Below are 20,815 nucleotides of genomic sequence, written 5' to 3' on the forward strand. Positions count from 1 at the left end.
ATCGAACTCAACGAAAAGAAGAACAGCATGCGCACACTGACGATTGAACCGCTGACCAAAGAAGCCTTCGCCCCTTTCGGTGACGTGATCGAAACCGACGGCAGCGATCACTTCATGATCAACAACGGTTCGACCATGCGCTTCCACAAACTGGCGACGGTCGAAACCGCTACGCCTGAGGACAACGCGATCATCAGCATCTTCCGCGCCGACGCGCAGGACATGCCGCTGACCGTCAGCATGCTGGAACGCCATCCGCTGGGCAGCCAGGCTTTCATTCCGCTGCTCGGCAACCCCTTTCTGATCGTGGTCGCGCCACTTGGCGATGCACCTGTATCAGGCTTGGTCCGCGCCTTCGTCACCAACGGCAGGCAGGGCATCAATTACCATCGCGGCGTCTGGCACCACCCGGTGCTGACGATCGAAAAGCGGGATGACTTCCTGGTGGTTGATCGCAGTGGCACAGGCAATAACTGCGATGAGCATTTTTTCAAAGAGGATGAGCGTTTGATCCTCGCCCCCCACCAATAAGAGAAGGTCTGATCACCCGACAACAAGGGTGACAGGCGAGAGGTAAAGACTGTGGAAGCACATCTGTTGGAATGGCTGAACCTGAGCGTGCGCTGGGTTCACATGATTACTGGCGTGGCCTGGATCGGCGCGTCGTTCTACTTCGTCTGGCTGGAGAACAACCTCAACCGCGTCAACCCGAAAACCGGCCTGGCCGGTGACCTGTGGGCGATCCACGGCGGCGGTATCTATCACCTGGAGAAATACAAACTGGCTCCGCCGGCGATGCCGGAGAACCTGCACTGGTTCAAGTGGGAAGCCTACTTCACCTGGATGTCGGGGATCGCGCTGCTGTGCGTGGTGTTCTACTCCAACCCCGTGCTCTACCTCGTGGCGCCCGGCAGCGGCCTGACCGGCCCTGAGGGCGTGGCCATCGGCATCGGTTCGCTGATCGCCGGCTGGTTCATCTACGACTTCCTCTGCGATTCGCCACTGGGCAAGAAACCCGCCCTGCTCGGCTTCATCCTGTTCGTGCTGATCATTGCTGCCGCGTTCGGCTTCAGCAAAGTGTTCAGCGGCCGTGGCGCGTACCTGCACGTCGGCGCGATCATCGGCACCATCATGGTCGGCAACGTGTTCCGCATCATCATGCCCGCCCAGCGCGCACTGGTGGCGGCCATCGCCGAAAACCGCACGCCAGACCCGGCGCTGCCGGCCAAGGGCCTGCTGCGTTCGCGTCACAACAACTACTTCACCCTGCCGGTGCTGTTCATCATGATCAGCAACCACTTCCCGAGCACTTACGGCAGCCAGTACAACTGGCTGATCCTGGCCGGGATCGCGGTACTGGCGGTATTGGTGCGTCACTACTTCAACACCCGTCATGACAGCCACAAGTTTGCCTGGACCCTGCCGGTGGCAGCGGTGGGCATGATCAGCCTGGCTTACGTCACCGGCCCCGCGCCGATGTCGACCGCCCCTGAAGTGGCCAAGGCTCCAGCGAAAATCGAGTACCAGCCGCTGCCGGAAACGGCCCTGGGTGGTGGTGCGAAACCGGCTGAAGCCGCACAACCGGCAGCCCCCGCAGCACCGGCGGCCGCACCGGCTCAGGCGTCCAACGCCGGCCCCGGCTTCGACAAGGTGCACAGCGTGATCCAGGAGCGTTGCGCGGTCTGCCACTCGGCGAAACCGACCAGCCCGCTGTTCAGCGCGGCCCCGGCCGGTGTGATGTTCGACACCCCCGAGCAGATCCGCCAGAACGCCCCGCGAATCCAGGCGCAAGCCATCACCACGCAGATCATGCCACTGGGCAACATCACGCAGATGACCCAGCAGGAGCGTGACCTGATCGGTGCCTGGATCGCCCAGGGAGCGCAGACCAACTAAGCCATAAAAGCGTCGCGGGCAGCTCCGCTCCCACAGAGGTCGATACACGACCTGTGGGAGTCGGCTTGCCTGCGATTAGCCGCAACACGGTTTACCTGATGCAAAGCAACAGCTGTCAGCAACCCGACAGCTGTTCAATCACAAGAATAAAAAAGATCCGAGGTGTTGCATGTCCGAGCTGTCCAAAGCGCGCATCCCCGACGCACCCGCCATTCAGCGTTTGCCCCTTTTGCAACTGATCCTGGTCGGTTTGCAACATGTTCTGCTGATGTACGGCGGTGCCATCGCGGTGCCGCTGATCATCGGACAGGCCGCTGGCCTGAGTCGTGAAGAAATCGCCTTCCTGATCAACGCCGACCTGCTGGTCGCCGGCATCGCCACCATCGTGCAATCCTTGGGGATAGGTCCGATGGGTATCCGCATGCCGGTGATGATGGGCGCCAGTTTTGCCGCTGTCGGCAGCATGGTCGCCATGGCCGGGATGCCGGGCATCGGCCTGCAAGGGATCTTCGGCGCGACCATCGCCGCCGGGTTCTTCGGCATGCTCATCGCACCGTTCATGTCCAAGGTCGTGCGCTTCTTCCCGCCGCTGGTGACCGGCACGGTCATCACCTCGATCGGCTTGTCGCTGTTCCCCGTGGCCGTGAACTGGGCCGGTGGTGGCGCTGCCGCCACCCAATTCGGTTCGCCGATTTACCTCGCCATCGCCGCACTGGTACTGGCGACCATTCTGCTGATCCACCGCTTCATGCGCGGTTTCTGGGTCAACATTTCCGTACTGATCGGCATGTGCCTGGGCTACGTGCTCTGCGGCGCCATCGGCATGGTCGACCTGAGCGGCATGGCCAACGCGCCATGGGTGCAGTTCGTCACGCCGCTGCACTTTGGCATGCCGAAATTCGAACTGGCGCCGATCCTGTCGATGTGTCTGGTGGTGGTAATCATTTTCGTCGAGTCCACCGGGATGTTCCTGGCGCTGGGCAAGATCACCGGTGAGGAAGTCTGCCCGCGCCGGCTGCGTCGCGGCCTGCTGTGCGATGCCGGCGCGTCGTTTTTCGCCGGGTTCTTCAACACCTTCACCCACTCCTCCTTCGCGCAGAACATCGGCCTGGTGCAGATGACCGGCGTGCGCTGCCGCTCGGTGACCATCGTTGCCGGTGGCCTGCTGATCGTCCTGAGCCTGTTGCCGAAAGCGGCGTTTCTGGTGGCATCGATTCCCCCGGCGGTACTCGGTGGCGCGGCGATCGCGATGTTCGGCATGGTCGCGGCCACCGGGATCAAGATCCTGCAAGAGGCCGACATCGGTGACCGGCGCAATCAATTGCTGGTGGCGGTGAGCATCGGCATGGGCCTGATCCCGGTGGTGCGTCCGGAGTTCTTCGCCCACCTGCCGCTGTGGATGAGCCCGATCACCCACAGCGGCATCGCCATGGCGACCCTCAGCGCGCTGACGCTGAACCTGTTGTTCAACATCCTCGGTGGCGCCGAACGCGCCGCGATCAACGACTGCCACGCACACCCGCACTGATCCGAAGAGTAAAAAAGGGGGCTCGCCCAAGCCTGCCCCCTCGCGACAGCTTTGCCTCAAACAATAAAAACAAGAGGAAGCAACAGATGATCCGGACTCAAACCAACGTGTTGTTGAGCGGTGGCCTGCTCGCCGCGTCCCAAGCCATGGCCGGTGATTTATTGCTCTGGCAGACCAACAGCCTGAGCTACCTGTACGGCAAGAACTTCGCGATCAACCCGTCGATCCAGCAGACGGTGACGTTCGAGCACGCCGACAAGTGGAAGTACGGCGACAATTTCCTGTTCGTCGACAAGATCTTCTACAACGGCCAGGAAGACCGTAACAAAGGCCCGCATGCGTTCTACGGCGAGTTCAGCCCGCGTCTGTCGTTCGGCAAGATTTTCGACAAGCGCCTGGAGTTCGGCCCGATCAAGGACGTGCTGCTGGCGATGACCTACGAATACGGCGAAGGCGACAGCGAGGCCTATCTGATCGGGCCCGGTTTCGACCTGAAGGTGCCGGGCTTCAACTACTTCACCCTGAACTTCTATCGCCGCCAGACCGAAGGCCCGCGCCCCGGCGACGGCGTGTGGCAGATCACCCCCGGCTGGTCGTACAGCATTCCCGTGGGCAATTCCGACCTGCTGATCGACGGCTACCTGGACTGGGTCGTCGACAACGACCAGAACTCGCGCGGCACCTACCACGCCAACCTGCACGTCAACCCACAGATCAAATACGACCTGGGCAAAGCGCTGGGCTGGGGCGAAAAGCAGGTGTATGTCGGCACCGAATACAGCTACTGGAAAAACAAATACGGTGTCGAAAGCAGCCACAATTTCGACACCCATCAGAACACCGCCAGCCTGCTGGTGAAGGTGCACTTCTAAGATGGCCCGCAACCGCGCCCCTTACCTGTCGTCGGTGCTCTGTTGCGGGGCACTTGAGGCCTGGCCGTTGAGTCAGTATTCTCCGCGGCCTTCTGAATTCGGTCTAAAAAAAAGCCCGGATTTAATTCCTGACCGTCGAGCCAACTTATCCCGGCCACGGTCAGTACCGAGGCATCCCGAAAACACGCTCATTCGACTGTTTTTTCAGCAGCCGGACGGGCATTTTTTTGCTTTTCGAAAGCCTTGGCTCAGCGCTTGCAGACAACGCACGAGAGCTGACCGATCGGATGACTTTTTGCGGTTACGAAAAAAGGCGCCACACCAGAGCGCCGACCTTAAAAAAATAAACGTGGAACCTACTTTGGGAGCAACCGAATGAAACGTATGTGCACCAGCCTGATGCTTGCCGGAACCTTGTTGGGTGGCGGCCAGGCCATGGCCGAAGGCCTGCTGCAGTGGCAGAACAACAGCCTGACCTACCTCTACGGCAAGGACTTCAAGGTCAACCCGGCCATTCAGCAAACCGTGACCTTCGAACACGCCGACGCCTGGAAATACGGGGATAACTTCCTGTTCGTCGACAAGATCTTCTACAACGGCAAGCCTGATGCCGGTGTCGGCAACAACACCTACTACGGCGAGTTCAGCCCGCGCCTGTCGCTGGGCAAGATCCTCGACCAGAAGATCGAGTTCGGCCCGGTCAAGGACGTGCTGCTGGCGATGACGTACGAATTCGGTGAAGGCGACGTCGAGTCGTACCTGATCGGTCCAGGCTTCGACCTGGCGATCCCGGGCTTCGACTACTTCCAGTTGAACTTCTACCAGCGTCACACCGAAGGCTCGCGCCCGGGTGACAACGTCTGGCAGATCACCCCGGTCTGGTCCTACACCATCCCGGTCGGCGACTCGAACATCCTGATCGACGGCTTCATGGACTGGGTGGTCGACAACGACACCAACAACAAAGGCACCTACCACGCCAACCTGCACTTCAACCCTCAGATCAAATATGACCTCGGCAAGGCGCTGAATTTCGGCGAGAAGCAGTTGTACGTCGGTGTCGAGTACGACTACTGGAAAGACAAGTACGCGATCGAAGACTCCCGTGCCTTCACCACCAATCAGAACGTGACCAGCTTCCTGGTGAAGTTCCACTTCTGATGTAGCAGCGTCGCAAGCAGGCCCGCCCTCATGACCCCGTGGGAGCGGGCCTGCCCGCGAATGGCCGCGCCGCCGACCTCAGACGGCATCCAAAGGCTCGGGCAACCCGAGAAACCGGCACAGCTCCTCGCGCTTGGCCAATGCATCGCGCCGTCCCAGGTCGATCAGTTCGCTGCAATACCCCGCCTCGAACAGCAGATAGCTCAACACCCCTGCCCCGCTGGTCTTGGTCGCCCCCGGCCCGCGCAAGAACAGGCGCAACGCCGCCGGCAGTTCCTGACGATGCCGCGCCGCGATCTCGTCGATCGGTTGACTCGGAGAAATCACCAGCACGTCCACCGGCGCCACCCCCATGGCGCGTACCGGCGTTCCGTCGGGCATCAGGCGGCTGAACTGATTCAGACGCTGGAGCAGCTCGATGTCGCTTTCCAGGCTGTCAATGAAGGTGCTGTTGAGCATGTGCCCGCCGATCTGCGCCAGAGTCGGTTGCTGCCCGGTGTAGGCGCGCTCCAGCGGCTGCTGCGGATCGACCCCGCGCGGGTTGCCACTCACACCCACCACCAGCACCCGACTGGCGCCCAGGTGCAGCGCCGGACTGATCGGCGCCGACTGCCGCACCGCGCCATCGCCAAAGTACTCCTCACCGATCTTCACCGGCGCGAACAGCAACGGGATCGCCGAACTGGCGAGCAGATGCTCCACCGACAGATCCGTCGGCACGCCGATGCGCCGATGACGCAACCAGGCATCGATGCTGCCGCCGCCCTGATAGAACGTCACGGCCTGACCGGACTCGTAGCCGAACGCGGTCACCGCCACCGCATGCAATTGCTTGCGCGCGATGGATTCGGCAATCCCCGGCATGTGCAGTTTTTCATTGAGCAACTCACGCAATGGCGAGCTGTTGAGCAGCGCCACCGGCATGTGCCGGCCCAGACCGAGCAGGCTGTGGCTGACAAAGCGGCTGGCCTGACGGATCACCCCCGGCCAGTCGCTGCGCAGCACACGATGGCTGCGAAAGCCCTGCCAGAAGTGCGTCAGGCGTTCGATGGCGGCGCGAAAGTCGGTGGCGCCGCTGGCCAGGCTGACCGCGTTGATCGCCCCGGCCGAGGTGCCGACGATCACCGGAAACGGATTGTCCGCGCCCAATGGCAGCAATTCGGCAATCGCCGCCAGCACCCCCACCTGATACGCCGCCCGAGCCCCGCCGCCGGAAAGAATCAAACCTGTAACCGGTTCAGCTGGGCTCATCGCAACGCTCCGTGGTGCTTATGGGAAAGGGTCAGTCAACCGCGTTTGGCGTACAGCTTCGGCTCGCCGGGCGGACGGCTCTTGAAGCGCCGGTGCGCCCACAGGTATTGCTCGGGGCATTCACGCAACACGCTTTCGACCCACTGGTTGATGCGGATGCAATCGGCCTCTTCGGTTTCGCCGGGGAAATCCTCCAGCGGCGGATGGATCACCAAACGGTAACCGCTGCCGTCGGCCAGGCGCTCCTGGGTGAACGGCACCACCAGCGCCTTGCCCAGCCGCGCAAACTTGGTGGTGGCCGTGACGGTCGCCGCCTGAATGCCGAACAGCGGCACGAAAATGCTCTGCTTGGCGCCGTAGTCCTGATCCGGCGCGTACCAGATCGCCCGGCCGTTGCGCAGCAGTTTGAGCATGCCGCGCACGTCGTCACGCTCCACCGCCAACGAATCGAGGTTATGCCGCTCGCGACCCTGACGCTGGACGAAGTCGAACAACGGATTCTTGTGCTCGCGGTACATGCCGTCGATGGTGTGTTGCTGACCGAGCAGCGCCGCACCGACTTCCAAAGTGGTGAAATGCACCGCCATCAGAATCACGCCCTTGCCTTCGCGCTGGGCTTTTTGCAGATGCTCCAGCCCTTCGACGTGGGCGAGTTTCGCCAGGCGCTGGCGTGACCACCACCAGCTCATCGCCATTTCAAAGAAGGCGATGCCGGTGGACGCGAAGTTTTCCTTGAGCAGGCGCTTACGCTCGGCGGCGGATTTCTCCGGGAAACACAGCTCCAGATTGCGCTTGGCGATGCGCCGCCGATCGCCGGCCAGACGATACATCAAGGCACCGAGAAAACGACCGATGGCCAGCAATGCCGGATACGGCAGCTGCACGATCAGCCACAACAGCCCCAGGCCGCACCAGAGCGGCCAGAAGCGTGGAGAAAGAAATGCTCTTCGAAAACGCGGGCGATCCATTAAAGCTTCCGTAAATACAGTGGCCGCGCATTCTACAACGTTCGACCCGGCTTGCGGCTGGCGGGCGTTCTCGTTATAAGTCTCGGCACTTTTAGTGACAAGCCGTTGTAGCCAGACATGAGCCAAACCGAACCGCTAGACCAAGATCCCGTGTTCCAGCTGAAGGGCAGCATGCTTGCCATTACGGTGCTGGAGCTGTCGCGCAACGACCTCGACAGCCTCGATCGGCAACTGGCCGCCAAAGTCGCCCAGGCACCGAACTTCTTCAGCAATGCGCCGTTGGTCCTGGCTCTGGACAAACTGCCGCCGAGCGAAGGCGCCGTCGATCTGCCGGGGCTGATGCGTGTCTGCCGCCAGCACGGCCTGCGCACCCTGGCGATCCGCGCCAGCCGCATCGAAGACATCGCCGCGGCCATCGCCATCGACATCCCGGTGCTGCCGCCCTCCGGCGCCCGTGAGCGGCCGCTGGAAGCCCCGGAACCGGCGCAGGTGAAGAAGCCGGAAAAACCGCCCGAGCCGACCGTCAAACCGACCCGCGTCATCACCACGCCAGTACGTGGTGGCCAACAGATATATGCCCAGGGTGGCGATCTGGTGGTGGTTTCCTCGGTCAGCCCGGGGGCGGAACTTCTCGCCGATGGCAACATCCATGTATACGGCCCGATGCGCGGTCGCGCCCTGGCGGGCGTCAAAGGCGACACCAAGGCACGGATTTTCTGTCAGCAATTGAGCGCTGAACTGATCTCCATCGCAGGCCACTACAAGGTTTCCGAGGACTTGCGTCGTGATCCGATGTGGGGCTCGGGCGTACAGGTCAGCCTGTCGGGCGACGTGTTGAACATCATTCGGCTTTAACGGATACTGCCGCATTTTCCAAGCATCTCTAAAACGTAGCGAAAACGGCTCAAACGACGTAGGAAAAAGGCCAAAAGCCAGATTCCAGCCAAAGCTGTCCGACTGCAGTAGTTTTCAAGAGATGTTTTTCAGGGACTCAACGGTCCTTTTTCCTTAGGGGTGAAACACCTTGGCCAAGATTCTCGTGGTTACATCCGGCAAGGGTGGTGTGGGTAAGACCACCACCAGCGCCGCTATCGGTACCGGTCTCGCGCTGCGCGGCCACAAAACTGTCATTGTCGACTTCGACGTGGGCTTGCGTAACCTCGACCTGATCATGGGTTGCGAGCGCCGCGTGGTGTATGACTTCGTCAACGTGGTCAACGGCGAAGCCAACCTGCAACAGGCCCTGATCAAAGACAAGCGCCTGGAAAACCTCTACGTGCTGGCCGCCAGCCAAACCCGCGACAAAGACGCGCTGACCCAGGAAGGCGTGGAAAAAGTCCTGATGGAACTCAAGGACCAATTCGAATTCGTGGTTTGCGACTCCCCGGCGGGCATCGAGAAAGGCGCCCACCTGGCCATGTACTTCGCTGACGAAGCGATCGTCGTGACCAACCCGGAAGTGTCCTCGGTACGTGACTCCGACCGCATGCTCGGTCTGCTGGCGAGCAAGTCCCGCCGCGCCGAAAAAGGCGAAGAGCCGATCCAGGAACACCTGCTGATCACCCGCTACCACCCGGAGCGTGTCGAGAAGGGCGAAATGCTCGGCGTCGAAGACGTCAAGGAAATCCTCGCCGTTCGACTGCTGGGCGTCATCCCGGAATCCCAGGCCGTCCTCAAGGCCTCCAACCAGGGCGTACCGGTCATCCTCGATGACCAGAGCGACGCCGGCCAGGCCTACAGCGATACCGTTGATCGCCTGCTGGGCAAGGAAAAAGAACACCGGTTCCTGAGCGTCGAGAAGAAGGGATTCTTCGAGCGTCTGTTTGGAGGTAGGTAATGAACCTTTTTGACTTCTTTCGTGCCAACAAAAAGCCAAGTACCGCCTCGGTAGCGAAAGAGCGTCTACAGATCATCGTGGCGCACGAACGCGGCCAACGCAGCACCCCTGACTACCTGCCGTCCCTGCAAAAGGAACTGGTGGAAGTGATCCGCAAATACGTCAACATCGGCAACGACGACGTGCATGTGGCGCTGGAAAGCCAGGGCAGCTGCTCGATTCTGGAACTCAACATCACCCTGCCTGATCGCTGAGTCGATCCGGCAGGAACGACGGCGGCTCAGGGCCTTCCGATACCGGAAGTGCCCTGAGCCGCCGTTGGCATTTGTTACGAGGCTGTTTTAATGCCGTTGTCCAACATCCGCATCATCCATCAGGACGCCGCCGTACTGGTGGTGGACAAACCGACCCTGCTGCTCTCGGTGCCCGGCCGGGCTGATGACAACAAGGACTGCCTGATCACCCGTTTGCAGGAAAACGGCTACCCGGAAGCGCGAATCGTCCATCGCCTGGACTGGGAAACCTCCGGCATCATCCTTCTGGCGCGCGACGCCGACACACACCGCGAACTGTCGCGGCAGTTTCACGACCGCGAAACCGAAAAGGCCTACACCGCCCTGTGCTGGGGCCAGCCGGAACTGGACAGCGGCAGCATCGACCTGCCCCTGCGCTACGACCCGCCGACCAAACCCCGGCATGTGGTTGACCACGAATTCGGCAAACACGCCCTGACTTTCTGGCGCGTGCTGGAGCGCTGTGGCGACTGGTGTCGCGTCGAGCTGACGCCGATCACCGGCCGCTCGCACCAGTTGCGCGTACACATGCTGTCCATCGGGCATCCGCTGCTCGGCGACGGGCTCTATGCCCACGAACAGGCCCTGGCGGCGTGGCCGCGTCTGTGCCTGCACGCCAGCATGCTCAGCTTCACCCATCCGCAAACGGGCGAACGCCTGCGTTTCGAGTGCCCGGCGCCGTTCTGACATTCAATCCGGATTAAACAGGTGGGAGCGAGCGTGCTCCCACAAGGTTCGGGGTTCAGATTCAATTCCCTGGCCGATGCGTTAAACTCCCGCCCATCGCTGTCTGGAGCTTCTTATGCGCGAAGAGTTGAACCAAGGCCTGATCGACTTCCTCAAGGCCTCCCCTACCCCGTTCCACGCCACCGCCAGCCTTGTTCAACGTCTGGAGGCCGCCGGTTTCGTGCGCCTCGACGAGCGCGAGCCGTGGAACATCGAAGCCAACGGCCGTTACTACGTCACCCGCAACGACTCCTCGATCGTCGCGATCAAAATGGGCCGCAGCTCACCGTTGCACGATGGCATCCGTCTGGTCGGCGCCCACACCGACAGCCCGTGCCTGCGGGTCAAACCGCAGCCGGAACTGCAACGCCAGGGCTTCTGGCAGCTCGGCGTCGAAGTCTACGGCGGCGCACTGCTGGCCCCGTGGTTCGACCGCGACCTGTCGCTGGCCGGCCGCGTCACGTTCCGCCGCGACGGCAAGGTCGAGAGTCAGTTGATCGATTTCAAGGCCCCCATCGCGATCATTCCGAACCTGGCGATCCACCTCAACCGCGAAGCCAACATGGGCTGGGCGATCAATGCCCAGACCGAACTGCCGCCGATTCTCGCGCAGTTCGCCGGTGACGAGCGTGTCGACTTCCGCGCGGTCCTGACCGATCAACTGGCCCGCGAACACGGCCTCAACGCCGATGTGGTGCTCGATTACGAGCTGAGTTTCTACGACACCCAGAGCGCGGCAGTCGTGGGCATGAACGGTGATTTCATCGCCGGGGCGCGCCTCGACAACCTGCTGTCGTGCTACGCCGGCCTGCAAGCCCTGCTGACCGCCGACACCGAAGAAACCTGCGTGCTGGTGTGCAACGACCACGAAGAGGTCGGCTCCTGCTCGGCCTGTGGCGCCGACGGCCCGATGCTCGAACAGACCCTGCGCCGCGTGCTGCCGGAAGGCGACGAGTTCGTGCGCACCATCCAGAAATCCCTGCTGGTTTCGGCCGACAACGCCCACGGCGTACACCCGAACTACGCGGAGAAACACGACGGCAACCACGGCCCGAAACTCAACGCCGGCCCGGTGATCAAGGTCAACAGCAACCAGCGCTACGCCACCAACAGCGAAACCGCCGGATTCTTCCGCCACCTGTGCATGGCCGAAGAAGTGCCGGTGCAAAGTTTCGTGGTGCGCAGCGACATGGGCTGCGGCTCGACCATCGGCCCGATCACCGCCAGCCACCTGGGCGTGCGCACGGTGGACATCGGCCTGCCGACCTTCGCCATGCACTCGATCCGCGAACTGTGCGGCAGCCATGACCTCAAGCATCTGGTCAAAGTGCTGAGCGCGTTCTACGCCAGTCGCGAATTGCCGTAATCCTGAAAAAGCTTCGAGGGCGAGCCCGCTCCCACACAGGATCCCGTGGGAGCGGACTTGCTCGCGAACGCGCCGGCTCAGTCACGACACATTTCACCCGTGTACTGACTCAGTTCTGATACACATCACCACCGCTCGTCAAAAACCCACCTAGACTTGAATCATCCCCTTCGACAAGGCTGTCGCCATGATCTCGATGTCCGCGTTCCACTCCATGCTCATCCCCATTCTCTGCGGGATGATCCTGCTGGCGATCGGCTTCAACTTCCGGGACAAGAACGCCGGAGTGTTCGCCATGTGGATCGGCATGCTGTTGATCCTGGCCACCGTGGTTTACAAGATCCTCGCCAAACTCAACGAATAATCCGTGCCCGGCTCGCATTGCACCGGACGGCCTCGTACACTCGGGCGGACACGCCCCTTGCGAGGTTGACCGCCTAGTGTTCGCTCGTCTTTTTGCCCTGCCCTGTCTGTTGCTGATCTGCCTGATGACGCTGCTGCCCCTGGCGCCCGCCCAGGCAGTCGGGTTGCCGGGACTGCTCAATAACTCGGGCAACACCCAGCCCGAGGCCCAGGCACCGCTCGGCCAGTCCCTCGACGAAGTCATCAAGTCGCTGGAAAACGACAAGCAACGCGCTCAATTGCTGAGCGACCTGAAGAAACTGCGCGATGCCAGCAAAAAAGCCCAGGCCACTCCGGAAGAAGGCGTGCTCGGCCTGATCGGCGGCACCCTCGCCAGTTTCGAGAAACAGTTCTCCGGCGCCGACAGCCCGATCACCCGCTGGTCCGCGGAATTCGACCAGGCCAAAGACGAACTGTATGCGCTGATGTTGCCGGCCAGCGAATGGCTGCCGATCATCTTCGGCTTCGCCGTGATCCTGATGGTCTGGAGCCTGCTCGCCGCCGCGCTGATCTGGCTCGGGCATCGGGTGCGCATGCGCTTCGGCCTGACCGAAGAGCTGCCGCAACACCCTAAGGCCCTCGACATGCTGCGCTTCGCCCTGCGCAAGCTCGGGCCGTGGCTGATCGCCCTGGTAATGACCGTCTACATGAGCTACGCCCTGCCGTCATCGCTGGGCAAAAGCCTGGCAATGGTCCTGGCCTATGCACTGGTGGTCGGCACTTGCTTCTCGGCGATCTGCGTGATCGCCTTTTCCCTGCTCGACGGCCCACACCGTCACCGGGCGCTGTATATCCTGCGCCATCAGGCATTCCGGCCGCTGTGGCTGATCGGCAGCTTTGCCGCATTCGGCGAAGCCTTGAGCGACCCGCGCCTGATCGACAGTCTCGGCGTACACCTGGCGCACACTGCCGCCACCGTCGCCAATGTCCTCGCGGCGCTGTCGACCGGCCTGTTCATCCTGCGCTTCCGCCGGCCGATCGCCCACCTGATCCGCAACCAGCCCCTGTCCCGCCGCCTGACCCGCCGCGCCCTCAGCGACACCATCGAAATCCTCGGCAGCTTCTGGTACGTACCGGCGCTGGTGCTGGTCGGCGTCTCGCTGTTCGCCACCTTCGTCTCCGCCGGCGACACCAGCACCGCGTTACGCCAGTCGCTGATCTGCACCGTGCTGCTGGTGTTGTGCATGGTCATCAACGGCCTCGTCCGCCGCCACGCCCTCAAACCGCAACGCGGCGCCAAACGCCACGCGCTGTATTCCGAACGCCTGAAAAGCTTCTTCTACACCCTCGCTCACCTGCTGGTATGGCTGGCGTTCATCGAACTGGGCTTGCGCGTGTGGGGCCAATCACTGATCGGCTTCGCGGAGGGCGAAGGCCACGACATCAGCGTCAAACTGTTCAGCCTGATCGGCACCCTGATCTTCGCCTGGCTGATCTGGATCCTCAGTGACACCGCCGTCCACCACGCCCTAACCCGCTCCCGCAAAGGCCTGGCCAACGCCCGCGCACAAACGATGATGCCGCTGATCCGCAACGTGTTGTTCGTGGCGATCTTCATCATCGCGCTGATCGTCGCCCTGGCAAACATGGGCATGAACGTCACGCCCCTGCTGGCCGGTGCCGGCGTGATCGGCCTGGCCATCGGCTTCGGCGCACAATCGCTGGTGGCCGACCTGATCACCGGCCTGTTCATCATCATCGAAGACTCACTGGCCATCGACGACTACGTCGACGTCGGCGGCCACCTCGGCACCGTCGAAGGCCTGACCATCCGCACCGTGCGCCTGCGGGACATCGACGGCATCGTCCACACCATCCCGTTCAGCGAAATCAAAAGCATCAAAAACTACTCCCGGGAATTCGGCTACGCGATCTTCCGGGTGGCGGTGCCGTACAACATGGAAATCGACGACGCGATCAAACTCATGCGCGACGTCGGCCAGAAAATGCGCACCGACCCACTGCAACGCCGCAACATCTGGTCGCCACTGGAAATCCAGGGCGTGGAAAGCTTCGAATCCGGTAACGCCATCCTACGCGCCCGCTTCAAGACCGCCCCGATCAAACAATGGGAAGTTTCGCGAGCGTTCAACCTGTCACTGAAACGGCACCTCGATGAGGCCGGGATGGATCTGGCGACGCCGAGAATGAATGTGCAGGTGATGACGGCGGGTGGCGGGCAGGCGAAGGAGTGAGCGATTAGCGTCGTTACCTCAATCCCGGATCAAATCAAAATCGCGCCCCACTCCCGGAGGGCGAGGGAACTGACCGAAGTGGCAGTGAAGAAGGCGTACACCCGCCAGAACCCGGTCGGCCCGAAGGCCGCCTTCGTGAGCAAGCCCACTCCCACAAGAAAGCAAAAGCAGCTCAGGTAGCCCACCACCGCTCCTCACCACTCACCACTCACCAGGATGAGCGTTAGCTCGACAAAGCTTTTGATCTTGATCCACCCGCCCCTTCGGCAGGCTGAGTGGAGGTGTTCATCCGGGGGTTGGCGCGCAGCGCCGTTCGACGAAGTCGAACACATCGAGAGGAGGTGCAGCGCAGCAAACCGGAGGCGATGCCCCCGGATGGACACCGGAGCGAAGGAACCCGAGCCTGCGAGGGCCGAACGCAGGGGCAAGCCTTTTTTTGCTTACTTTTTTGAGGCGTTTGTCAAAAAAGTGAGTCGCCGTCAGGGCGAAACCATAAGAAGCCGTTACCGAAGAAACGGATATGTACTCAATTACCCCACAACCTGGTCGGCCCAAAGGCCGCCAAGACCAATCACCCCAGATCAAACAACATCGACCCCAACGTGAATCGCATCATGCCGCCAAAACTCCAGATCACAATCAATCAACCGCTGATGCTGATCATAATTGACCCGAGCAATCCGTAACCCCGGACTCCCCACCGACACCCGCAAAGCCGCCGCCGCATCCACCGACAGCGACGTCGGCACAATCTCGAACCGCACCCGCCCGTAGTGCAAATCGTAATGCCGCGCATACAGCTCGGTAATCGACTGATTCAAATCGAACGCCAGAATCCCCGGAAAAAACTGCGGATTCAGATAATGCTCCACATACAACACCAACCGCCCATCGATCCGCCGCGACCGGCAAATCTGAATCACGCTCGACAACGCCGGCAACTGCAACAACGCACAAATGGCCGCCGACGCCGGTTGCAGCCGCGCCGAAATCACCTCGGTCGACGGCACCCGCCCCTGGGCACTGACCATCGCGTGGAAGTGGCTGCGCTGCATCAGGTTGTAGGCCAGGCGCGGCGGCGAAACGAACCAGCCACGGCGCTCCTCGCGATAAATCTGGCCCTGAGCCTCCAGTTGCAACAACGCCTCACGCACCGTGATCCGGGTCGTGCCGAACAACTCACTGAGCTTGCGCTCGGCCGGCAACTTGCTGCCGGGCGCCAGCAGGCCGTGGTCGAGTTGCTCCTGCAGGATCTGGCCGATGGCTGTCACCGCTTTTGTTGCCTCATCACGCATCAACGTTACCTATCTGGACTAGACCAGCACTGTTTCGGGGCAAAACCGCGCAGCTGTCGCGCCGCTTGGTCGTGCTGCAAGCCTAGGCAGTGCAGATGACCGAGAGATGACAAAACTACCGAACGGTCGCTCTCACGACTTGCAATACATCGGCCAAGTCCCTTGCCCTGCGGGGTTTTGCGCTTGGTCTACGCTTATCGGGCAGCCGTCGATACCGGGCAAATAAAAGGCCTTCGGGACAATCACCGACATCAAAGTGTCATCCAGCCCCCTTAAATTGGCTCAGGTATTGCTGACCTAGACCAACACAAACCGCAATCGCAGCGTTGAACACGACCCAAGGAGCTTCGGAATGAAACAGCTTTTCCTGGCATCACTGTTAGGCTCGACCATTGCCATGTGCACCGCCGCCATGGCGGCCGACACCGATCTGAAAACCCTGGAAGCCGCTGCGAAAGCGGAAGGCGCCGTCAACAGCGTCGGCATGCCCGATGACTGGGCCAACTGGAAAGGCACCTGGGAAGACCTGGCGAAAAACTACGGTCTGAAACACGTCGACACCGACATGAGTTCGGCCCAGGAAATCGCCAAGTTCGCCGCCGAAAAAGACAACGCCACCGCTGACATCGGCGACGTCGGCGCGGCCTTCGGCCCGATCGCGGTCAAGCAAGGCGTCACGCAACCGTACAAGCCAAGCACCTGGGATCAAGTGCCGGCATGGGCCAAGGACAAGGATGGCAACTGGGCGCTGGCCTACACCGGCACCATCGCCTTCATCGTCAACAAGTCGCTGCTGCACGGCTCCGAAATACCGACCAAATGGGCTGACCTCAAGGGCGGCAAATACAAGGTTTCCATCGGTGACGTAGGCACTGCCGCGCAAGCCGCCAACGGCGTGCTCGCCGCTGCACTGGCCAACGGTGGCGACGAGAAGAACCTGCAGCCTGCACTGCTGCTGTTCGCCGACATCGCCAAGCAGGGTCGTCTGTCGCTCGCCAACCCGACCATCGCCACCATGGAAAAAGGCGAAGTCGAAGTCGGCGTGGTCTGGGACTTCAACGGCCTGAGCTACAAGGCCAAGATGGCCAAACCGGATGACTACGTGGTGCTGATTCCGTCCGACGGCTCGGTGATTTCCGGCTACACCACCATCATCAACAAGTACGCGAAAAACCCGAACGCCGCCAAGCTGACCCGCGAATACATCTTCAGCGACGCCGGCCAGACCAACCTGGCACGCGGCAACGCACGTCCGATCCGCGCCGAGCACCTGCAACTGCCGGAAGACGTGAAGGCCAAGCTGCTGCCGAACGAGCAGTACAAGAAGGTCACCCCGATCAAGGACGCCGATGCGTGGGAAAAGACCTCCAAGGCGCTGCCACAGAAGTGGCAGGAAGAAGTGATCATCAACATGCAATAAGGCTGTAGCCCCTGCTGTGGGAGCGGGCTTGCCCGCGAAGGCGCCGCGTCAGACAACGTCATTGTTGAATGACTCAACGCATTCGCGAGCGAGCCCGCTCCCGCAGGGGATTGAGCTGATTTCGGAATCCTTGAATTTCGCGGAGTTTTTGCCCCTATGAAGCACAACGTCATCCTTGTCGTGCTCGACGGCCTCAATTACGAGGTCGCCCGTCACGCCATGGGGCATCTGCAGGCTTATGTCGGCGCAGGACGCGCCGCGCTCTACCAGTTGGAGTGCGAGCTGCCGGCCCTGTCCCGACCGCTTTACGAATGCATCCTCACCGGCGTGCCACCGATCGACAGCGGCATCGTCCACAACAACGTTTCGCGCCTGTCCAGCCAGCGCAGCATCTATCACTACGCGCGCGACGCCGGCCTGAAAACTGCCGCAGCGGCTTACCACTGGGTCAGTGAGTTGTATAACCGCTCGCCGTTCGTGGCCGCCCGCGACCGTCACACCGACGACCCGGACCTGCCGATCCAGCACGGCCATTTCTACTGGAACGATCACTACCCGGATTCGCACCTGTTCGCCGACGCAGAAAACCTGCGCCTGCGCCACCGGCCGGATTTCCTGCTGATCCACCCGATGAACATCGACGACGCCGGGCACAAGCACGGCCTCGACACCCCGCAATACCGCAACAGCGCCCGTTCGGCGGACATCATCCTCGCGGACTACCTGCAGACCTGGCTCGACGCCGGCTATCAGGTACTGGTGACCGCCGACCACGGCATGAACAACGACCGCTCGCACAACGGCCTGCTGCCGGAAGAACGTCAGGTGCCGCTGTTCGTCCTCGGCGACGCCTTCAGCCTCCACGCCGATGCCGCGCCAAAACAGACCGACATTTGCGGCACTGTCTGCGAACTGCTCGGCGTGCCCCACGACAAACCTGTGTGCCGGGAGTTGCTCAAGTGAATTCCATGACGCGTGGCAAATGGCTGGCGGCCCTGTGCCTGGTGCCCTTCGCCCTGTTCTTTATCGTGTTCGAAATCGCCCCGCTGGTCTGGGTGATGATCAACAGCCTGCAATCGGAAGAGTTCGGTTGGGGCCTGGCCAACTTCAGCAAGATCTTCAGTTCGAAGTTCTATTTGCAGGCGATCCAGTACAGCCTCGAAATCAGCTTCTGGTCGAGCGTGTTCGGCATCGTCATCGCGGTGCTGGGCGCCTACTCGCTGCGTCGGGTCGATTCGAAGCTGCGCAACTTCGTCAACGCGTTCGCCAACATGACCAGCAACTTCGCCGGCGTGCCCCTGGCCTTCGCGTTCATCATCCTGCTCGGGTTCAACGGCAGCTTCACCATCATGCTGAAGCAGGCCGGAATCATTCAGGACTTCAACCTGTATTCGAAAACCGGGTTGATCATTCTCTACACCTATTTCCAGATTCCCCTTGGCGTGCTGCTGCTCTACCCGGCCTTCGACGCGCTGCGTGAAGACTGGCGCGAATCGGCCGCCCTGCTCGGCGCCAGCGGCTGGCAGTTCTGGCGGCACATCGGCCTGCCGGTGCTGACCCCGGCGCTGCTCGGCACCTTCGTGATCCTGCTCGCCAACGCCCTCGGCGCCTACGCCACGGTCTACGCGCTGACCACCGGCAACTTCAACGTATTGCCGATCCGCATTGCGGCGATGGTCTCCGGCGACATTTCCCTGGATCCGAACATGGCCAGCGCCCTGGCCGTGGTGCTGGTGGCGCTGATGACCGTGGTGACCGTCGTGCATCAACTGCTGCTGAAGAGGAGCTACCATGTCTCGCGCTGAATCCGGCCCGGCCGGTGTCTACCACCGCGTCGTGGTGTACCTGCTGTTCGCCATCCTGCTGCTGCCGCTGGCGGGCACCCTGATCTACTCGATCGCCAGCAGTTGGTCAGCCACCATCCTGCCCAGCGGTTTCACCTTCAAGTGGTACATCCAGTTGTGGAGCGATCCGCGCTTTCTGCACGCGTTCGGTCAGTCGCTGCTGGTGTGCGTCGGCGCGCTGATTCTCTCGGTGGTGCTGATCCTGCCGCTGCTGTTCGTGGTGCATTACCACTTTCCGAAACTCGACGCGCTGATGAACATCCTGATCCTGCTGCCCTTCGCGGTGCCGCCGGTGGTGTCGTCGGTGGGACTGTTGCAGCTCTATGGTTCCGGGCCGCTGGCGATGGTCGGTACGCCGTGGATCCTGATCGGTTGCTACTTCACCGTGGCGCTGCCGTTCATGTACCGGGCGATCACCAACAACCTGCAAGCGATCAACCTGCGCGACCTGATGGACGCCGCCCAACTGCTCGGCGCCAGCACCTGGCAAGCGGCGTTGCTGGTGGTGCTGCCGAACCTGCGCAAGGGCCTGATGGTCGCGCTGCTGCTGTCGTTCTCGTTCCTGTTCGGCGAGTTCGTGTTCGCCAACATCCTGGTCGGCACCCGCTACGAAACCCTGCAGGTCTACCTCAACAACATGCGTAACAGCAGCGGCCACTTCACCAGTGCGCTGGTGATTTCCTACTTCTTTTTCGTGCTGGTCCTGACCTGGGTCGCCAACATTTTGAACAAGGACAAAAGCGAATGAGCTATGTCAGCGTCCAACACCTTCAGAAGCATTACGCGGGCACCACGGTGTTCAGCGACATCAACTGCGAAATCCAGAAGGGTGAATTCGTCACCCTGCTCGGCCCGTCCGGTTGCGGCAAGTCCACCCTGCTGCGCTGCATCGCCGGCCTGACGCCGGTGGATGGCGGCAAGATCCTGCTCGACGGGGTCGACATCGTCCCGCTGAGCCCGCAGAAACGCGGGATCGGCATGGTGTTCCAGAGCTACGCGCTGTTTCCCAACATGACCGTGGAGCAGAACGTTGCTTTCGGCCTGCGCATGCAAAAGGTCAACGCCGACGACAGCCACAAACGCGTGACCGAAGCACTGAAACTGGTGGAACTGCACGACTTCGCCAGCCGCTATCCGCACCAGCTCTCCGGCGGTCAGTGCCAACGTGTGGCCCTCGCCCGCTCGCTGGTCACCCGTCCACGGCTGTTGTTGCTGGACGAACCGCTGTCGGCGCTGGATGCGCGGATTCGTAAGCACCTGCGCGAACAGATCCGTCAGATCCAGCGCGAACTTGGCCTGACGACGATTTTCGTCACCCACGATCAGGAAGAAGCCCTGACCATGTCCGACCGGATTTTCCTGATGAATCAGGGAAAAATCGTCCAGAGCGGCGATGCCGAAACCCTGTACACGGCCCCCGTGGACGTATTCGCTGCCGGCTTCATCGGCAACTACAACCTGCTGGATGCCGACAGCGCCTCGAAGCTGTTGCAGCGCCCGGTCAACCATCGCATCGCGATCCGCCCGGAAGCCATCGAACTGAGCCTGGACGGCGAACCCGACGCGCAGATTCGCAGCCACAGCCTGCTGGGCAACGTGATCCGCTATCGCGTCGAGGCTCGGGGCGTGGAGCTGGTGGTGGATGTACTCAACCGTTCGGCGGCGGACCTGCATCCCGACGGTCAGCGCCTGGCGCTTTCCATCGATCCGACGGCCCTGTGTGAGGTAGCCTGATGACTTTGCTGACGTTGAAGAGAGAAC

20 protein-coding genes are annotated in these 20,815 nt (G+C 61.6%); 17 read left to right on the forward strand and 3 right to left on the reverse strand.

Translation table 11 applies throughout. The annotated features are described in order from the left end of the window. Positions 1–27: 27 nt before the first annotated feature. From N8H74_RS28200 to N8H74_RS28220, 5 genes are all read left to right on the forward strand, one after another. Complete coding sequence (locus tag N8H74_RS28200; protein WP_217834592.1) at positions 28–531, forward strand: ureidoglycolate lyase; 504 nt, start codon at positions 28–30, stop codon at positions 529–531. Between the two features lie 51 nt (positions 532–582). After that, a complete protein-coding gene (locus N8H74_RS28205) occupies positions 583–1,896 on the forward strand; it encodes a urate hydroxylase PuuD (RefSeq protein ID WP_217834591.1) in 1,314 nt (437 codons plus the stop codon). A gap of 169 nt (positions 1,897–2,065) precedes the next feature. Beyond that, positions 2,066–3,424 carry a nucleobase:cation symporter-2 family protein gene (locus N8H74_RS28210; protein WP_217834590.1) on the forward strand — a complete coding sequence of 453 codons (1,359 nt, stop codon included), beginning with the start codon at positions 2,066–2,068 and terminating at the stop codon, positions 3,422–3,424. A gap of 86 nt (positions 3,425–3,510) precedes the next feature. Then, positions 3,511–4,296: an outer membrane protein OmpK gene (locus N8H74_RS28215; RefSeq protein WP_262151941.1), complete on the forward strand. Its 786-nt coding sequence runs from the start codon at positions 3,511–3,513 to the stop codon at positions 4,294–4,296. A gap of 375 nt (positions 4,297–4,671) precedes the next feature. Then, entirely contained in the window at positions 4,672–5,457 is a 786-nt protein-coding gene (locus tag N8H74_RS28220) for an outer membrane protein OmpK (protein WP_262151943.1), read from the forward strand. Positions 5,458–5,535: 78 nt separating this feature from the next. Here N8H74_RS28220 and N8H74_RS28225 read toward each other — a convergent pair whose 3' ends face one another. Both N8H74_RS28225 and N8H74_RS28230 read right to left on the reverse strand, forming a co-directional pair. Further along, positions 5,536–6,708, reverse strand: coding sequence for a patatin-like phospholipase family protein (locus N8H74_RS28225; RefSeq protein ID WP_262151945.1), 1,173 nt, complete (start codon positions 6,706–6,708; stop codon positions 5,536–5,538). Between the two features lie 35 nt (positions 6,709–6,743). Beyond that, positions 6,744–7,676 carry a lipid A biosynthesis lauroyl acyltransferase gene (locus N8H74_RS28230; protein ID WP_217834586.1) on the reverse strand — a complete coding sequence of 311 codons (933 nt, stop codon included), beginning with the start codon at positions 7,674–7,676 and terminating at the stop codon, positions 6,744–6,746. A gap of 117 nt (positions 7,677–7,793) precedes the next feature. Here N8H74_RS28230 and minC point away from each other — a divergent pair, with 117 nt between their 5' ends. The 7 genes from minC (at position 7,794) to N8H74_RS28265 (ending at position 14,495) form a co-directional block, all read left to right on the forward strand. After that, positions 7,794–8,531 carry a septum site-determining protein MinC gene (gene minC / locus N8H74_RS28235; RefSeq protein ID WP_262151947.1) on the forward strand — a complete coding sequence of 246 codons (738 nt, stop codon included), beginning with the start codon at positions 7,794–7,796 and terminating at the stop codon, positions 8,529–8,531. A gap of 169 nt (positions 8,532–8,700) precedes the next feature. After that, entirely contained in the window at positions 8,701–9,513 is an 813-nt protein-coding gene (gene minD / locus N8H74_RS28240) for a septum site-determining protein MinD (RefSeq protein WP_217834584.1), read from the forward strand. Beyond that, positions 9,513–9,767, forward strand: coding sequence for a cell division topological specificity factor MinE (gene minE, locus N8H74_RS28245; RefSeq protein ID WP_007960071.1), 255 nt, complete (start codon positions 9,513–9,515; stop codon positions 9,765–9,767). The genes minD and minE overlap by 1 nt, the downstream gene beginning before the upstream one ends. A 90-nt stretch (positions 9,768–9,857) precedes the next feature. Continuing rightward, the gene (locus N8H74_RS28250; protein ID WP_027613350.1) at positions 9,858–10,493 is read left to right on the forward strand and encodes an RluA family pseudouridine synthase; all 636 of its coding nucleotides are present in this window, start codon (positions 9,858–9,860) and stop codon (positions 10,491–10,493) included. A gap of 115 nt (positions 10,494–10,608) precedes the next feature. Then, entirely contained in the window at positions 10,609–11,898 is a 1,290-nt protein-coding gene (locus N8H74_RS28255) for a M18 family aminopeptidase (protein ID WP_262151950.1), read from the forward strand. Between the two features lie 187 nt (positions 11,899–12,085). Further along, entirely contained in the window at positions 12,086–12,262 is a 177-nt protein-coding gene (locus N8H74_RS28260; RefSeq protein ID WP_217834582.1) for a hypothetical protein, read from the forward strand. A 76-nt stretch (positions 12,263–12,338) separates the two neighbouring features. Next, complete coding sequence (locus N8H74_RS28265; RefSeq protein ID WP_217834581.1) at positions 12,339–14,495, forward strand: mechanosensitive ion channel family protein; 2,157 nt, start codon at positions 12,339–12,341, stop codon at positions 14,493–14,495. Positions 14,496–15,076: 581 nt separating this feature from the next. Here the strand turns inward: N8H74_RS28265 and N8H74_RS28270 are convergent. Beyond that, on the reverse strand, positions 15,077–15,790 hold the full coding sequence (locus N8H74_RS28270) for a UTRA domain-containing protein (protein WP_217834580.1): 714 nt from the start codon (positions 15,788–15,790) through the stop codon (positions 15,077–15,079). Between the two features lie 352 nt (positions 15,791–16,142). Between N8H74_RS28270 and N8H74_RS28275 the strand changes: the two genes are divergently transcribed. The 5 genes from N8H74_RS28275 to N8H74_RS28295 all read left to right on the forward strand — a co-directional run bounded on the left by N8H74_RS28275 (position 16,143) and on the right by N8H74_RS28295 (position 20,788). Then, positions 16,143–17,210, forward strand: a complete 1,068-nt coding sequence (locus N8H74_RS28275) for an ABC transporter substrate-binding protein (RefSeq protein WP_217834579.1) — start codon at positions 16,143–16,145, stop codon at positions 17,208–17,210. A gap of 156 nt (positions 17,211–17,366) precedes the next feature. Beyond that, entirely contained in the window at positions 17,367–18,173 is an 807-nt protein-coding gene (locus N8H74_RS28280; protein ID WP_262151951.1) for an alkaline phosphatase family protein, read from the forward strand. A 5-nt stretch (positions 18,174–18,178) separates the two neighbouring features. Further along, positions 18,179–19,015: an ABC transporter permease subunit gene (locus N8H74_RS28285; protein ID WP_217834599.1), complete on the forward strand. Its 837-nt coding sequence runs from the start codon at positions 18,179–18,181 to the stop codon at positions 19,013–19,015. Beyond that, positions 19,002–19,802, forward strand: coding sequence for an ABC transporter permease (locus N8H74_RS28290; protein ID WP_262151952.1), 801 nt, complete (start codon positions 19,002–19,004; stop codon positions 19,800–19,802). The genes N8H74_RS28285 and N8H74_RS28290 overlap by 14 nt, the downstream gene beginning before the upstream one ends. Further along, positions 19,799–20,788 (forward strand): ABC transporter ATP-binding protein, encoded by a 990-nt coding sequence (locus N8H74_RS28295; protein WP_262151954.1) that lies wholly within the window; start codon positions 19,799–19,801, stop codon positions 20,786–20,788. Before N8H74_RS28290 ends, N8H74_RS28295 begins: the two co-directional genes overlap by 4 nt. The last annotated feature ends 27 nt before the right edge of the window (positions 20,789–20,815 follow it).

Source organism: Pseudomonas sp. B2M1-30 (assembly GCF_025447575.1).
GTDB classification, from domain to species: Bacteria; Pseudomonadota; Gammaproteobacteria; order Pseudomonadales; family Pseudomonadaceae; genus Aquipseudomonas; species Aquipseudomonas botevensis.

Coding starts and splice junctions, on each gene's coding strand:
- minC (WP_262151947.1), top strand. CDS start 7,794: ATGAGCCAAACCGAACCGCTAGACCAAGATCCCGTGTTCCAGCTGAAG.
- N8H74_RS28220 (WP_262151943.1), top strand. CDS start 4,672: ATGAAACGTATGTGCACCAGCCTGATGCTTGCCGGAACCTTGTTGGGT.
- minE (WP_007960071.1), top strand. CDS start 9,513: ATGAACCTTTTTGACTTCTTTCGTGCCAACAAAAAGCCAAGTACCGCC.
- N8H74_RS28255 (WP_262151950.1), top strand. CDS start 10,609: ATGCGCGAAGAGTTGAACCAAGGCCTGATCGACTTCCTCAAGGCCTCC.
- N8H74_RS28200 (WP_217834592.1), top strand. CDS start 28: ATGCGCACACTGACGATTGAACCGCTGACCAAAGAAGCCTTCGCCCCT.
- N8H74_RS28230 (WP_217834586.1), bottom strand. CDS start 7,676: ATGGATCGCCCGCGTTTTCGAAGAGCATTTCTTTCTCCACGCTTCTGG.
- N8H74_RS28275 (WP_217834579.1), top strand. CDS start 16,143: ATGAAACAGCTTTTCCTGGCATCACTGTTAGGCTCGACCATTGCCATG.
- N8H74_RS28280 (WP_262151951.1), top strand. CDS start 17,367: ATGAAGCACAACGTCATCCTTGTCGTGCTCGACGGCCTCAATTACGAG.
- N8H74_RS28285 (WP_217834599.1), top strand. CDS start 18,179: ATGACGCGTGGCAAATGGCTGGCGGCCCTGTGCCTGGTGCCCTTCGCC.
- N8H74_RS28260 (WP_217834582.1), top strand. CDS start 12,086: ATGATCTCGATGTCCGCGTTCCACTCCATGCTCATCCCCATTCTCTGC.
- N8H74_RS28290 (WP_262151952.1), top strand. CDS start 19,002: ATGTCTCGCGCTGAATCCGGCCCGGCCGGTGTCTACCACCGCGTCGTG.
- N8H74_RS28225 (WP_262151945.1), bottom strand. CDS start 6,708: ATGAGCCCAGCTGAACCGGTTACAGGTTTGATTCTTTCCGGCGGCGGG.
- N8H74_RS28210 (WP_217834590.1), top strand. CDS start 2,066: ATGTCCGAGCTGTCCAAAGCGCGCATCCCCGACGCACCCGCCATTCAG.
- N8H74_RS28215 (WP_262151941.1), top strand. CDS start 3,511: ATGATCCGGACTCAAACCAACGTGTTGTTGAGCGGTGGCCTGCTCGCC.
- N8H74_RS28270 (WP_217834580.1), bottom strand. CDS start 15,790: ATGCGTGATGAGGCAACAAAAGCGGTGACAGCCATCGGCCAGATCCTG.
- N8H74_RS28250 (WP_027613350.1), top strand. CDS start 9,858: ATGCCGTTGTCCAACATCCGCATCATCCATCAGGACGCCGCCGTACTG.
- N8H74_RS28295 (WP_262151954.1), top strand. CDS start 19,799: ATGAGCTATGTCAGCGTCCAACACCTTCAGAAGCATTACGCGGGCACC.